Source organism: Marinobacter sp. F4216 (genome assembly GCF_019931195.1).
In the GTDB taxonomy this organism is placed as follows: domain Bacteria; phylum Pseudomonadota; class Gammaproteobacteria; order Pseudomonadales; family Oleiphilaceae; genus Marinobacter; species Marinobacter suaedae.
In genome coordinates, this window is the sequence record NZ_JAIOUO010000002.1 from 466,336 (window position 1) to 481,369 (window position 15,034).

The 15,034-nt window shown below is 56.1% G+C and carries 11 protein-coding genes; 8 read left to right on the forward strand and 3 right to left on the reverse strand.

Going from position 1 to position 15,034, the window contains the following annotated elements; translation table 11 throughout:
* The first annotated feature begins 66 nt into the window (after positions 1-66).
* The 5 genes from K8I84_RS02675 to K8I84_RS02695 all read left to right on the forward strand — a co-directional run bounded on the left by K8I84_RS02675 (position 67) and on the right by K8I84_RS02695 (position 5,427).
* Positions 67-948: a hypothetical protein gene (locus K8I84_RS02675; RefSeq protein WP_223793175.1), complete on the forward strand. Its 882-nt coding sequence runs from the start codon at positions 67-69 to the stop codon at positions 946-948.
* Between the two features lie 268 nt (positions 949-1,216).
* Positions 1,217-2,242, forward strand: a complete 1,026-nt coding sequence (locus K8I84_RS02680) for an amino acid ABC transporter substrate-binding protein (RefSeq protein ID WP_411722638.1) — start codon at positions 1,217-1,219, stop codon at positions 2,240-2,242.
* Between the two features lie 91 nt (positions 2,243-2,333).
* Positions 2,334-3,533, forward strand: coding sequence for an amino acid ABC transporter permease (locus tag K8I84_RS02685; protein WP_223793176.1), 1,200 nt, complete (start codon positions 2,334-2,336; stop codon positions 3,531-3,533).
* Positions 3,533-4,618 carry an amino acid ABC transporter permease gene (locus K8I84_RS02690; protein WP_223793177.1) on the forward strand — a complete coding sequence of 362 codons (1,086 nt, stop codon included), beginning with the start codon at positions 3,533-3,535 and terminating at the stop codon, positions 4,616-4,618. The genes K8I84_RS02685 and K8I84_RS02690 overlap by 1 nt, the downstream gene beginning before the upstream one ends.
* An 11-nt stretch (positions 4,619-4,629) precedes the next feature.
* A complete protein-coding gene (locus tag K8I84_RS02695; RefSeq protein ID WP_411722639.1) occupies positions 4,630-5,427 on the forward strand; it encodes an amino acid ABC transporter ATP-binding protein in 798 nt (265 codons plus the stop codon).
* A gap of 65 nt (positions 5,428-5,492) precedes the next feature.
* On the opposite strand, the gene K8I84_RS02700 is transcribed toward K8I84_RS02695, so the two are convergent.
* Together K8I84_RS02700 and K8I84_RS02705 are read right to left on the reverse strand one after the other, a co-directional pair.
* Positions 5,493-6,218 carry a UDP-2,3-diacylglucosamine diphosphatase gene (locus K8I84_RS02700; protein WP_223793178.1) on the reverse strand — a complete coding sequence of 242 codons (726 nt, stop codon included), beginning with the start codon at positions 6,216-6,218 and terminating at the stop codon, positions 5,493-5,495.
* A complete protein-coding gene (locus tag K8I84_RS02705; protein WP_223793179.1) occupies positions 6,215-6,724 on the reverse strand; it encodes a peptidylprolyl isomerase in 510 nt (169 codons plus the stop codon). Before K8I84_RS02705 ends, K8I84_RS02700 begins: the two co-directional genes overlap by 4 nt.
* Positions 6,725-6,862: 138 nt before the next feature.
* Between K8I84_RS02705 and K8I84_RS02710 the strand changes: the two genes are divergently transcribed.
* From K8I84_RS02710 to K8I84_RS02720, 3 genes are all read left to right on the forward strand, one after another.
* Complete coding sequence (locus K8I84_RS02710) at positions 6,863-8,542, forward strand: glutamine--tRNA ligase/YqeY domain fusion protein (protein WP_223793180.1); 1,680 nt, start codon at positions 6,863-6,865, stop codon at positions 8,540-8,542.
* On the forward strand, positions 8,539-9,927 hold the full coding sequence (gene cysS / locus K8I84_RS02715; protein ID WP_223793181.1) for a cysteine--tRNA ligase: 1,389 nt from the start codon (positions 8,539-8,541) through the stop codon (positions 9,925-9,927). The genes K8I84_RS02710 and cysS overlap by 4 nt, the downstream gene beginning before the upstream one ends.
* 161 nt (positions 9,928-10,088) lie before the next feature.
* Positions 10,089-12,269, forward strand: a complete 2,181-nt coding sequence (locus tag K8I84_RS02720; protein ID WP_223793182.1) for a malate synthase G — start codon at positions 10,089-10,091, stop codon at positions 12,267-12,269.
* 124 nt (positions 12,270-12,393) lie between these two features.
* Here the strand turns inward: K8I84_RS02720 and K8I84_RS02725 are convergent, their stop codons facing one another.
* On the reverse strand, positions 12,394-15,027 hold the full coding sequence (locus tag K8I84_RS02725) for a tetratricopeptide repeat protein (protein ID WP_223793183.1): 2,634 nt from the start codon (positions 15,025-15,027) through the stop codon (positions 12,394-12,396).
* Positions 15,028-15,034: the final 7 nt, after the last annotated feature.

Consider the following 15,034-nt stretch of genomic DNA (forward strand, 5'->3'; position numbering starts at 1 on the left):
CTCTATCCGTTCCGGTGCTGCTGCAACCGTTAAAAATTTTACGTTTCGAATGATTGGGGGTAACCAGTGTCGATCGTCCGTGGTGCAGGTATTTTGCTGTTGGGGGTATGGCTGTTGGCGGGTTGCGACTCTGACACCGAGCGTGGCTCCAATAATGAGGCGCACCAGAATGTAGCAAATTCAGATGCTCGTGCACTGGAATTTTCCATTGATCTCGATGAGGCCCAGATGGACTGGGTTGGTGCCCAGGTATTTAAGAACGAATGCGCCGGCCAGTTGAAATGTCTCGTGCATTGGAATAAAGGGGAACGTTTCCCGTCCCTTGGTATCGGGCATTTCATCTGGTACCCCGCAGGGGTCGAAGAGCGTTTCGTCGAGAGCTTTCCCGCGCTGATCCAATACATGCATCAGCGGCAGGCCTCGGTTCCGGACTGGTTGCGGGAACTCGATGAGTTCGATGCGCCCTGGCCAGACCGGGAGACCTTTCTTGCAGCACAGGACTCTGCCGAGGTTGCCCAGTTGAGGGAGTTTCTGGCGGGCACCCAGGGGATTCAGGCCGAATTCATCGTTGAGCGCGCGAGCCGATCACTGGCAAAGGTGGTTGCGGCAGCGCCTGAAAGTCAGCGCGAGGCCGTATCCAACCGCCTGAAGGGGCTCACGTCGACGCCGGGTGGGCTTTACGCGGTAATCGACTATGTGAACTTCAAAGGGGAGGGGCTTTCACCCGACGAGCGATACAGCGGGCAGGGGTGGGGATTGCTGCAGGTATTGCTGGCAATGGAAGAGCAGAATCAGGGTGCGTCGGTGTTGGAAAAGTTTCGCGGGGCTGCCGACCAGATTCTTACCCGCCGTGCCGAAAATGCGCCTCAGGACATCGAGCGAGACCGCTGGTTACCGGGCTGGAGGAAGCGTTTGCAGACCTATCGTGAGCCTGCGGAGATGTTTTAATCACTTCGAGAATTCTAAAAAACTGGTTTTTATTCCCGATTTTGTTCTACCTTGTAAAAGTGGTCTTTCAATTTGGCTCATAACAAGGCATGGTACTGCCGTGCGCGCACCATGAGAGTGCGTTTTTGTACGGATGTACCAGTCTGAGCAGAAGGTTTAGACCGGTCTACATAAAAATAATTCAATCAAATCAATAAACTAAAAAGTTTGGCACGCAATCCGCTTACGGCGGTTGCGCAACACAAACTGACGTTTGGAGATCCAAATAATGATGAAAACGAAATCGATTGCCCTGGGAATGGCGCTTGCCGCTGGCACTTTTGCAGCCAGTAACGTTATGGCTGCAACCACGCTGGAAAACGTGAAGGAAAAAGGCCATGTGCAGTGCGGCGTGACCAACGGTCTGCCGGGCTTCTCCCAGCCAGATTCCGAAGGTAACTGGACGGGCATTGATGTCGATACTTGCCGCGCGATTGGTGCTGCAATCTTTGGCGATGCTAAACACGTAGAATTCACTCCGCTGACTGCCAAGGAGCGTTTCACCGCCCTGCAGTCCGGCGAAATCGACGTGCTGTCCCGTAACACTACCTGGACTCTGACACGTGACGCTTCCCTGGGCCTTAACTTTGCCGGCGTAAACTACTACGACGGTCAGGGCTTTATGGTGAACAAGGACATCGGTGTTTCTGACGCCACTGAGCTGGATGGCGCGACTGTATGTATCCAGTCCGGTACCACCACCGAGCTGAACCTGTCTGACTACTTCCGTGCCAAAGGTATGGAATTCAAGCCAATCGTATTCGATACCTCTGAGCAGACCGTACAGGGCTTCTCTGCAGGTCGTTGTGACGTTCTGACTTCTGACCGTTCTCAGCTGGCTGCTCTGCGCTCCAAGCTGGCCGATCCGAGCTCAGCCATTATCCTGCCGAACACCATCTCCAAGGAGCCTCTGGGTCCTGTTGTCCGTCAGGGCGACGACCAGTGGTTCAACCTGGTGAAGTGGGTTCTCAACGTGCAGATCAACGCGGAAGAGCTGGGCGTAAGCAGCGAAAACGTTGATGACATGCTGAAGTCCGACAACCCGAACATCCAGCGTCTGCTGGGCTCTGACGGTAACCTGGGTGAGATGTTGGGTCTGCAACACGACTTCGGCTACCAGGTTATCAAGCACGTTGGTAACTACGGCGAAATGTACGAGCGCAACGTAGGCCCGAACACTCCGCTGGGTCTGGACCGTGGCGTTAACAATCTGTGGAACAACGGTGGCGTTCTGTACGCTCCCCCTGTTCGTTAAAACCTGAAAGCACGGGAGGGCGCTCCTCATGAGGGGGCGCCCTTTGTTATCTCTGAGTAGTGAACCGCAGGGAAGCTTTCCAGGAACTCCCATGAAGACTGAAACGATTACTCAAGCAAACGGGTCAAAACCCGCAGGGCCCAAGCCCTGGTACGATCCCCGGGTTCGATCCATCTTCTTCCAGATCGTCGCCATTGCCCTGGTATTCTGGGGCGGCTGGACGCTGGTTGATAACACACTCTCCAACATGGAGAGCCGCGGGATCAGCACCGGTTTTGGATTCCTCGAAGAATCTGCCGGTTTCGGCATTATCATGAGTCTGGTGCCTTATGATGCCACCATGTCCTACGGCCGCACCTTCTTGGTGGGTCTGACCAACACCCTGCTGGTATCAGCGATGGGTGTGGTTGCTGCTACCATCCTCGGTTTCATCATCGGTGTCGCTCGTCTGTCCAGCAACTGGCTGGTGGCAAAGCTCGCACTGGTGTATGTCGAGGTGATTCGTAACATTCCTCTGCTGCTGCAGATCTTCTTCTGGTATTTCGCCGTCCTCGCTGCGCTGCCGTCTCCCCGGCAAAGCGTTGAGGTGGGGGGCTCAGCCTTTCTGAATAACCGGGGCCTGTATGTGCCAGACCCTGTCACTCAGGATGGCTTTGGCCTGGTATGGGGCGCTATCGCCGTTGCAATCGCTGCGGTTATTGGCCTTCGCATCTGGGCTAAAAAGCGCCAATTGGCGACAGGCAAGATTTTCCCGACGTTCAAAGTTGGGGTTTCCATCTTGGTGCTGCTGCCAGTGCTGGCCTATTTCGTGGCTGGAAGCCCGCTGGAGTGGGATGTGCCTGCCCTGAAGGGTTTTAACTTCCGTGGTGGTATCACCATTATTCCGGAGCTCGCAGCGCTCTGGCTTGCGTTGTCCTTGTACACTGCGAGCTTCATTGCGGAAATCGTCCGTTCCGGGATCCTGTCGGTCAGTAAGGGACAGACGGAAGCCTCCAAAGCCCTGGGTTTGCCAAACAGCCTTACTCTTCGTCTGGTCGTAATTCCCCAGGCTATGCGAGTCATCATTCCGCCACTGACCAGTCAGTACCTGAACCTGGTTAAGAACTCTTCGCTGGCAACCGCCATCGGTTATCCAGACCTGGTTGCGGTATTCATGGGTACAACCCTCAATCAGACGGGTCAGGCCGTTGAGGTGGTCGCCATTACCATGGCGGTGTATCTCACCATCAGTCTGCTGATCTCCCTGTTCATGAATATTTACAACCGAGCTGTGGCGATTAAGGAGCGATGATGACTGAGTCAACCATGAAACCACCCAAGAAGACTCTCGGTCCGGTCGCCTGGATGCGGGAGCACCTGTTCTCGTCCTGGTACAACACACTGTTGACGCTGCTCATCGGTTACGTCCTGGTGACCTCGCTTGGGCCGCTGCTGAGCTGGCTGTTCTTCGATGCCAACTTCGCCGGAACTGGTCCGGAAAGTTGCACCGGGGCGGGTGCCTGCTGGGTGTTCGTCAGTGAGCGACTGAACTTCTTTATTTACGGGTTCTACCCGGATGACCAGCAATGGCGTGTGGATGTGATGTTCATCCTGCTGGCTGTTGCCTTTGTGCCCCAGTTCATTGAAGGCTTCCCAGGCCGCAAGTGGCTGGGCATTTTCGGCATGACTGGCTTGCCCCTGATTGGCTACTTCCTGATCCCGGGTGGTTCTTTTGGCCTCGAAGAGGTTCCGAGCACCAAGTGGGGCGGGCTGATGCTGACCCTGATTCTGGCCTATATCGGTATTCTGGCGTCGTTGCCAATTGGTACCCTGCTGGCACTGGGGCGCCGGTCGGACATGCCGATCATTCGTGGCCTCTGTGTGGTCTTTATCGAAGTCTGGCGTGCGGTTCCGTTGATTACCGTATTGTTCATGGCTTCGGTCATGCTGCCGCTGTTCCTGCCGGAAGGAGTGAACTTCGAAAAGCTGTCTCGTGCGTTGATTGGTATCACGCTGTGGCAGTCTGCCTACATGGCCGAAGTTATCCGTGGTGGTCTTCAGGCCATCCCGCGTGGACAGTACGAAGCGGCTGACGCGCTTGGTCTCGGATACTGGAAGAAAATGGGGCTGGTCATTCTGCCTCAGGCTCTGAAGCTGGTTATTCCAGGGATCGTGAATACCTTTATTTCCCTGTTCAAGGATACAACGCTGGTGTTGATTATCGGTCTGTTTGACGTGCTGGGTGCTGTCCAGTCAACGATTACAGACCCGGCTTGGCAAAATGTTGCCTCCGAAGGCTACGTATTTGTCGCCTTCTGTTTCTGGGTCTTCTGCTTCGGCATGTCCCGTTACAGCCAGAATCTTGAACGAAAACTCGACACCGGTCATAAAACCTGATGGGTAATCCAATGACAGAACAATCCCAAACTCCTGAAACTGTGTCTTCTCCTCAGGGTGTAGCAGGTGACAGCTCACCGATCATCAAGGTTGAAGGCATGCACAAGTGGTACGGTGACTTTCACGTACTGCGGGACCTGAATCTGGACGTCAAGCAGGGCGAGCGTATCGTAATCTGCGGCCCGTCCGGCTCTGGTAAGTCTACGTTTATTCGATGCATCAACCGGCTGGAAGAGCACCAGCAGGGCAAGATCATCGTCGACAATGTGGAGCTGACCGATGACATTCGTCAGATCGACACCGTGCGTCGTGAAGTGGGCATGGTATTCCAGCACTTCAATCTGTTTCCGCATCTGACGGTGCTTGAAAACTGCTGCCTCTCCCCCATGTGGGTTCGCAAGATCCCGCGTAAGGAAGCAGAAGCGACGGCTATGGAATACCTTGAGCGGGTGAAGATCCCGGACCAGGCACACAAGTTCCCGGGGCAGCTCTCCGGTGGTCAGCAGCAGCGTGTAGCGATCGCTCGTGCTCTGTGTATGAAGCCGAAGATCATGTTGTTCGATGAGCCAACGTCCGCACTTGACCCTGAGATGATCAAGGAAGTGCTGGACGTTATGATCGAGCTGGCTGGCAGTGGCATGACCATGTTGTGTGTAACGCACGAGATGGGCTTCGCCAAGACGGTTGCTGACCGGGTTATCTTCATGGATGCGGGTGAAATCGTAGAGGAGGCTCCGCCTCACGAGTTCTTCACCAATCCTCAGGAACCGAGGACGCAGAAGTTCCTTAAGCAGATTCTGCAGCACTAAGAAAAAAGGCCGGGCAATTGCCCGGCCTTTTCCGTTCAGGGGAGTGGATTATTGAGCCGTTGTCACTAGAGCGGATAACTCTCAAGAACCGGGTCCTTGCCTTCCTCCACAGTCAGCCACCATACATGAGTGTGCCAGTCGCCCAGGACGATTCGCTGAGCCGGCTTTCCGTTGGCCTCAATGTCGTGTTTGGCTGGCCGATGCGTATGGCCATGAATCATCCGTTGAACGCCATGGGCTTCCAGTTCCCGGACCACTTCCTCCGGCGTCACGTCCATGATGCTTTCCTGCTTGCCCTGATTTTTGGCCATGCTGATTTCCCGAAGCTGACGGGCCACCTGCTGGCGGTCGGCCAGGGGACGCTGCAGAATCATCTGCTGCCACTGGGGATTGCGCATGTTGGCACGGAACTTCTGGTACTCCACGTCCCTGGTGCATAGGCTGTCGCCATGCATCAGCAGGCTAGAGGTGCCGTACAGGTCCACCACGGTTGGATCATCCAGCAAGGTGGCGCCGGCCCGGCTGCAGAACTCATGGCCAATCAGGAAGTCCCGGTTGCCGTGCATCAGGAAGATCTGTGTGCCGCTCTCGTTCACAGCCCGAAGGGCCTCGGCTACCTGCTCCTGAAGAGGGGTCCGTTCATCGTCACCAATCCAGGCTTCGAAGAAGTCGCCGAGAATGTACAGGCTGTCGATGCCGTAGGCCTTGTCCTTCAGAAATTCCAGAAAGGCATCTGTGATGTCAGGCCGCGACTCCTCGAGGTGCAGGTCGGAAATAAACAGCGTGGTCACGCCGCGCCTCCATCCTCCAGAACTTCCGCCTTTTCGATCACGACGTCGTCGTGCGGTACATCCTGGTGCCCTGCGCGCATGGTGGTGCGAACAGCGCGGATCTTGTTCACGGTGTCCATGCCTTCGACGACCTTGCCGAACACGCAGTAGCCCCAGCCTTCGGTGTTTTCGGCGGTGTGGTCCAGGAAGCCGTTGTTTTCAACGTTGATGAAGAACTGGGCGGTTGCCGAGTGCGGGTCCATGGTGCGGGCCATGGCGATTGTGCCCTGCATGTTGCTCAGGCCGTTGTTGGCTTCGTTCTTGATCGGCTCGCGGGTTTTGCGGGGCTGCATGCCTGGCTCGAAGCCGCCGCCTTGGATCATGAAGTTGCTGATGACACGGTGAAAAATCAGGCCATCATAGAATCCGTCGCGAACATACTGCTCGAAGTTTTTGGCGGTTTCCGGCGCCTTGTCGTGGTCGAGTTCGAGCTTGATGTCGCCAAGGTTGGTTTTCAGCAGAATCATCAGGGATACCTGTTCAAAGTGATGTGCACAAAGATGAGCGCATTATTGTACGCAAGAGTTTCCAGCGATGCATGAGTCCGGGCGGGATTTGTGAGTATAATAGCCGGTTTCTGATCCACCTCCTTTTGCAGAGAACTTATGAGCGCCGAATCGAAGAAAGCCCATAACTTTATTCAGAGCCTGATCGAAGACGCCATCGCCAAAGGCGAGCACACCGGTAATGTAATTACCCGTTTTCCGCCGGAGCCCAATGGATACCTGCACGTTGGCCACGCCAAGTCCATTTGTCTGAATTTCGGAATCGCGGAAACCTTTGGTGGCGAATGTAACCTGCGGTTTGACGACACCAATCCCGAAAAAGAAAGTCAGGAGTACATTGACTCCATCAAGAAGGACGTGGAATGGCTGGGTTACGAGTGGGCCGGTGATATCCGGTTCGCGTCCGACTACTTCGACGTTCTGTACACCTTTGCGGAAGAACTCATTGAGAAGGGCAAGGCTTATGTCTGCGCTCTGACCGCAGACGAAATGGCTGAATACCGTGGTTCCCTGAAAGAGCCTGGCCGTAACAGCCCCTACCGTGACCGTCCGGTAGAGGAAAACCTGCAACTGTTCCGCGATATGCGGGCGGGCAAGTATCAGAGTGGTGAACTGGTGTTGCGGGCCAGGATTGATATGGCGTCCCCGAACATCAATATGCGGGATCCGATTCTGTACCGGATTCGGTACGCTGACCATCACCAGACCGGCGACAAGTGGTGCATCTATCCGATGTACGACTTTACCCACCCGATCTCCGACGCGATGGAAGGCATTACCCATTCCCTGTGCACGCTGGAATTTGAAGATCACCGTCCGCTCTATGACTGGGTTCTGGAAAACGTCTCAGTGCCGTGTCAGCCGCGCCAGATCGAATTCGCGCGCCTGAACCTCAACTACACCATCACCAGCAAGCGTAAGCTCAAGCGTCTGGTGGATGAGGGCCATGTGGGTGGATGGAATGACCCGCGCATGCCGACCATCTCCGGCATGCGTCGTCGAGGCTACACGCCCGACTCTATCCGAGCGTTCTGCGACATGGTCGGTGTGAACAAGGCAGGTGGTACCGTTGATGTCGGCATGCTGGAGTTTGCCATCCGGGAAGATCTGAACGCCCGGGCTCCGCGCGCCATGTGTGTGATGCGTCCGTTGAAAGTGACGCTGACCAACTATCCGGCCGACGAAACTGAAACCCTGGTATTGCCGGTGCATCCCCAGAATCCGGAGATGGGCGAGCGGGAGGTGACCTGGAGTCAGACCCTCTACATCGACCGTGAAGATTTCGTGGAAGAGCCTCCCCGCAAATGGAAGCGTCTGGCCCCCGATCAGGCAGTTCGCCTGCGCGGTGGCTATGTGATCACCTGTCGGGAAATCATCCGTGATGACAATGGCGAGATTGTTGAGCTCAAGTGTGAGTACGATCCGAAGACCCTGGGAGTGAACCCGGAAGGCTATAAGCCCAACGGCGTCGTGCACTGGGTGTCTGCCACCGACAGCGTGGAAGCGGACATCAATGTGTATGACCGCCTGTTCAACCACGAATCCCCGGACAGCGACAAGGACGGGGATTTTGTCGACCACCTGAATCCGGAATCCCTGGTGGTGCTCAAGGGCGCCCGTGTTGAAAAGGGCCTGGCGGAGCCGCGAGCGGACATCCCGTATCAGTTCGAGCGTGAAGGCTATTTCTTCTGCGATCAGGAACTGACTGTTGAAACCGGTCGTCCGGTCTTTAACCGCACAGTAACTCTGCGCGATTCCTGGGGTAAGGGGGGCAAGTGATCCGTATTTACAACACGCTCACACAGCGAAAGGAAGAATTCCAGCCCATCGAGCCCGGCAAGGTACGGATGTACGTGTGCGGCATGACCGTGTACGACTACTGCCATCTTGGGCATGCCCGGGTCCTGGTATCGTTCGATGTGATCACCCGTTACCTGCGTCATTGTGGGTACGACGTGCACTACGTTCGCAACATCACGGATATTGATGACAAAATCCTCCGCCGGGCCGACGAAAATGGCGAGGTCTTTACCGACCTGACCGACCGTATGATCGAGGCCATGCACGAGGATGAAGCCCGGTTGGGTGTGTTGTCTCCAACCGAAGAGCCCCGCGCTACTGCGTATATTGACGAAATTATCGCGATGATCCACAAGCTGGTGGCCAGCGGACACGCATACGCGGCGGACAACGGTGATGTTTACTTTGCCGTGGACTCGTTCGATGAGTACGGCAAACTGAGCAAGAAAAAGCTCGAGGATCTGGTCGCTGGCGCCCGCATCGATGTTCGCGAAGCCAAGCGCAGCCCCGCTGATTTCGCGCTGTGGAAAGCGGCGAGTGAAGGCGAAGTGAGCTGGTCCTCACCCTGGGGTGAGGGGCGCCCTGGCTGGCACATCGAGTGTTCCGCCATGTCCACCTGCTGCCTCGGGGATACCTTTGATATTCATGGTGGCGGACCGGATTTGTTGTTCCCCCACCATGAGAACGAAATCGCTCAGTCAGAGTGTGCAACGGGCCAAGAGTTTGCCCGGACGTGGATGCATGCCGGCGCGATCCGCGTGAACAAAGAGAAAATGTCCAAATCCCTGGGCAATTTCTTCACCATTCGAGAAATCCTCGAAAGCTACCCGGCGGAAGTGGTGCGCTACTTCCTGGTGTCCAGTCACTACCGCAGCCAGGTGGACTACTCGGAGGAAAATCTGGCCGAGGCAGGGCGCAGCCTCACCAAACTCTATCTGGCGCTGCGCGGGGTTATGCCGTCCAAGGCGGGGGTGGTCCCTGAAACCGAGCACGACCGCGGTTTTATGGAAGTCATGAACGACGACTTCAATACCGCGGGTGCCATCTCGGTCCTTCATGCCGTGGCCAATGACATCAACCAGCAGCGTCGTGAAGGTCGGGAAGATGAGGCCAAGCAAAGTGCCGCCGTGCTGGTGCGCCTGGGTTCCATTCTCGGACTTCTGCAGCAGGATCCGGAAGCCTTTCTTCAGGCGGACGCGGGCGGTGAATTGAGTGCGGAGGACATTGACCGACTTATTCAGGCCCGGGCAGATGCCCGCAAGAACCGTGACTTTGCAGAAGCCGACCGCATCCGGGATGAGCTCGCGGATAAAGGCATTATTCTGGACGATTCCCGGGAGGGCACGACCTGGCGCAGGGCATAGCGGCCGGTGTCAGAGCTTCGATTGCCGTGGTGTAAGGGTGGGCATGACCTCATAGGCGTTTTCCCTTACAATGCGGCCCTCAAATTAGAAATAGACGGTCCCCCTCCGTGCGTTTGCGCGGAGGAGGCCACCGGAAACATCACCCATTGAGGCAGACAACGATGACAGAACGCGTACAAATCGGCGGCATTCAGGTCGCGAAGAATCTGTATGATTTCGTGAATAATGAAGCGATTCCGGGGACCGGTGTCGATGCGGACAAATTCTGGGCCGAGTTCGACAAGATCGTTAACGAGCTGGCTCCGCGCAACCGCGAACTGTTGGCCAAGCGTGACGCGATCCAGGAAAAGATGGACAGCTGGAATCGTGACCACAAAGGTCAGAAGCTGGACATGGCCGAATACAAGGCCTTCCTGAAAGACATCGGTTACCTCGTTGACGAGCCCGCAGATTTCAAAATCTCCACCTCCAATGTTGATCCGGAAGTCGCCACCATGGCCGGCCCACAGCTGGTGGTACCGATCATGAACGCCCGCTTTGCCCTGAACGCCGCCAATGCCCGCTGGGGTAGCCTTTATGACGCGCTGTACGGCACCGATGCCATCTCTGAAGAGGGTGGTGCGGACAAAGGGCCTGGCTACAACCCGGTTCGCGGAGCCAAGGTGATCGAGTGGGCCCGTAATCTGCTGGACAGCTCTGCGCCGCTGGCTTCTGGTAGCCACAAGGACGCCGCCAAGTATGCTGTTGAAGGTGGCAAGCTGGCTGTTAAATTGCAGAACGGCGAAACCACTGGCCTGAAAGATGAGTCCGGTTTCGTGGGCTACACCGGTGCGGCTAACGCGCCGACAGGGGTACTGCTGGTCAAGAACGGCATGCACTTCGAAATTCAGATCGACGCCAGCCATCCGATTGGCAAAGACGATGGAGCCAACGTTAAAGACGTTCTGATGGAGTCTGCACTGACCACCATCATGGACTGCGAAGACTCGGTTGCGGCCGTTGACGCAGACGACAAGGCGCTGGCGTACCGCAACTGGCTCGGCTTGATGAAGGCCGACCTGGAAGAAACCTTTGAAAAGGGCGGCAAGCAGCTCACCCGTAAGATGAACGGCGACCGCACCTACACCGCTGCTGACGGCAACGAGCTCTCTCTGAAGGGCCGCAGCCTGATGTTTATCCGTAACGTGGGTCACCTGATGACCAACCCGGCGATTCTGCTGAGCGACGGTTCCGAAGTGCCTGAAGGTCTGATGGATGGTCTGGTGACGTCTCTGATCGCGATCCACGATCTGAAGGGCAACAGCAAATTCCAGAACAGCACCAAGGGTTCTGTTTACATAGTTAAGCCCAAGCAGCACGGTCCCGAAGAAGTGGCCTTCACCAACGAATTCTTCGGTCGTGTGGAGGACGCTCTGGGTCTGCCGCGCTTCACCCTGAAAGTGGGCATCATGGACGAAGAGCGTCGTACTACCGTTAACCTGAAGGCCTGTATCCACGCTGCGAAAGAGCGTGCAGTGTTCATCAATACCGGGTTCCTCGACCGCACCGGTGACGAGATGCACACCTCCATGGAGCTGGGTCCCTTTATCCGCAAGGGTGAAATGAAGCAGGCAGCCTGGATCAATGCTTACGAGCAGTGGAACGTGGACATTGGTCTGGAAACTGGTTTCCGTGGCGTCGCCCAGATTGGTAAGGGTATGTGGGCCATGCCGGACCTGATGGCTGGCATGCTGGAAGCCAAGATCGGCCATCCGAAGTCTGGCGCCAATACCGCGTGGGTTCCGTCTCCGACCGCTGCAACCCTGCACGCCACTCACTATCACCAGGTGAGCGTGGCTGACGTTCAGAAGGATATCGAGAGCCGCGCCCGTGCCAGCCTCGACGACATCCTGACTGTACCGGTCATGGAAGATCCGAGCGCCCTGAGCGCGGAAGAAATCCAGCAGGAGCTGGATAACAACGCACAGGGTATCCTGGGCTACGTGGTTCGCTGGGTGGATCAGGGCGTTGGTTGCTCCAAGGTTCCGGACATCAACAACGTGGGCCTGATGGAAGACCGCGCGACTCTGCGTATTTCTTCCCAGCTGCTGACCAACTGGCTGTACCACGGTATCTGCACCGAAGCGCAGATCGAAGAGACCATGAAGCGCATGGCGGCAGTCGTTGATCAGCAGAACGCTGGTGACCCGGCTTACCGCAACATGGCCCCGAACTTTGACGACAGCGTGGCCTTCCAGGCAGCGATGGATCTGATCCTGAAAGGCCGTGAGCAGCCAAACGGGTACACAGAGCCGCTGCTGCACGCGTACCGCCTCAAGGCTAAGGCCAAGTTTGGTGGTTAAGTAGCCCTTCCTTATCGGAACAGGCTGAAAAAAGGGCCGGTGGATTTGTCCACCGGCCCTTTTGCTTTAACGGATATGAGCTTGGCCCTCAAGAGCCCTGTCGGATCATGGGGCAGGGTAGGACCTAGAGTAGTTCACGCACCTGCTCCAGATGCTGAGCTATCTCCTCTTGATCAGGTTCTAGTTCCAGGGCTTTTTCGATCTGCTCCGCAGCGGCCTGGTGTTGGCCGTCCAGATGAAGAATCCAGCCATATGTGTCCAGAACAGCGGCACTATTGGGCGCCAGTTCGGCAGCCCGCGAAGCAAGTTTCAGTGCCCGGCTCCGATCGCTCTCGCGGAGTATCCAGGCCAGATTGTTCATCGCGGTGACGTTGTTGTCCTGCAGTTCCAACACTCTTTCGTAGTGGCCCGCTGCCTCGTCCTGACTACCACTTTGAAGCAGGATGTCGCCACGCCTGAGGTGTGCGGCAGGACTGTTCGGAGCCTTGGTTACCCACTCGAGGCTTAACTGACCAGCATCTTCTGACTGCGTTGCCTGGGACACACTGACGAGGTAGGCCAGCGAATCCAAATCTCCGGTTTCCTCATAGTAAGAGGACAGAAGTTTGATCGCATCATCCGGGCGCTGATCTCTCAGCATTAAGCCTGCCTGCGCTCTGACGGTGATGCTTTGTTTGCCGAATGTGTTCTCCACATCTCTCAGAGTATCCCGAGCATGCTGGACGCCTTTTTCCAGTTCAGCGATCCGGACCGGAATCAGGGCGAGGTTGATATTATCTGGCTGAAGGGCGATGGCCTCTGTAATCTTGGTGCGGGCGGTCTCAAAATCTTCCGAAATCAACGCCTGCCTTGCCTCAGCCGCCAAAAGATTAGCCGTTGTTTGTTGGATAAAACTGTGGTTGTCGGGTTGGGTTTTGAGGAGATCCGACGCTTCTGCCAGGTTACCTTCGCGAATATTGATCTGTGCGACCAAGCCAACGGCCAGGGGTTCAAGCTCACTGTGCTGCTGCCCCAGCGTCGCCAGCCAGCTCTTCACGTCTTCTGGCGTGCGATCCTGCGCGTACAGGCGCGATGTCTGCAACAGTGGACCGACATCGTTGGGGTTTAAGCGCACTACCTCGACCATGGTTCCCACGGCTTTGTCCTTTTCCCCGCTAAGTAGGTACGTGCTGGCCAGAGCTCTCAGTCCGGGTTGCCAGTCCGGGTTGGCTTTCACGAGGGCCTCTAACCGCTCGGTTGCGGCTGATTGATTATTGAGTCGGGCGTCCGCCATGCTGGCAAGAAGCTGTGCCTGGCGGTCCTCCGGATAACCGTTGAGTAAGGAGTCTCGAATTTCCTCGGCTTCGGTTTTAGCCTCGGTACGGAGCAGAAAGTCCAGATAATAGGCTGTCGTAATCCAGTCGTCAGGAGCCTTGGTAAAAGCCGTGCGCAGGTTGCTGAGCGCCTGATCAGGCTCGTTATTTCGCTGGAAATGGCGCGCGAGTGCGAGGTGCAGGCGAGTGTTTTCGGGGGTAAGGCTGATGGCCTTGGTCAGGCTTTCGATCCCAGCGTCGTGGTGGCCAGGGATGTTCAGTGCGAGGATGCCATGCATTGCCAGGAGCTCTGAGGTATTTGGGCGGGCTTCAATCGCGCGCTCCAGAGTTTTCAGGGCTTCCTCGCGCTCCCCGGCGTCGACCTGAGCAACGGTTGCGGCTCGAATAAGCGGCGTAGATGCTGTCTCCGGGTCCAGATTTTCTGTCAGTAGCTGAACACCCTCATCGAGTTCTCCGGTGCTGGCACTCAGTGCACCCAGCATGAGGGTAATCTGTTCGTTATCGGGGCTGGCTGTTAGCAGGTCACGTAACTGGGCTTTGGCTGTTTCCACTTGTCCTTCTTTCACGGCAGACATAGCCGCTTCGAACTGTTCTTGCACGGCGGTATTCGTGTTCTCCGCAAGAATATTGTTGTATATCTGTGCTTCTGTGATTCGGCCCTGAGCGGTTAATACCTGAGAAAGAGCGGTCAGAATGTTTCTTCGAATTGGCAGAAATACATCGGCGGTTGGTACGACCGAGACTGCATCGGTCAGTGTTGCTCCGGCTTGTTCCATTTCGCCCAGTTGGTACTGTGCAAGCGCTTTCCAGTAAAGTACTTCCGGCTCCGGTTCGTTAGTTTCCAGCCATTTTTTTGCGGTTTTGACGGCTTCGTCAAACTGCTGTGGTCCCAATTGTGACTTAACCAGGCCTTCGACGGCGTCAACATTGGAAGGGTTGCTTTCACTGAGTTGCTGGAAAAGTGCGATGGCTCCTTCAAACTCGCCACGCTGGCGCAGAGCTTCGGCCTGAATGAGTGACACTTCCAGTTGTTCGCTCTCTGACGCAGGCGTGAAATTGGCCAGTGTTTCCGTCGCTGATAAGTGCTTCCCTTGGCTTACGTATGCGCGAGCCAGGGTAAGAGTGACGGCTTCTTTGTGGTCTTCGAACCATGGCTCAAGGAGATCTGCGGCGTCCTTCGAGGCACCGGCGTCGAGATATAAGTTGGCTAGCCGAAGCACGTGGTCGACATTACCCGGCTCAGCCTGGATGGCATTCCTTACTTCTATAAAAGCAGAGCGGAACTGTCCCTGCTTGGCGTAGGTTTCGGCGCGAGTTATGTGTGAACTTGCATCAGACGTGGTGGACTGCTCATTACACCCGGTCAGGTGCGTGAGTGTCAGTAAAAGGCTGCCAAACAGGATGGTCTTCGATAATGAGCTCAAATTCCTTTTTTTTATTTTCATTTTCCCT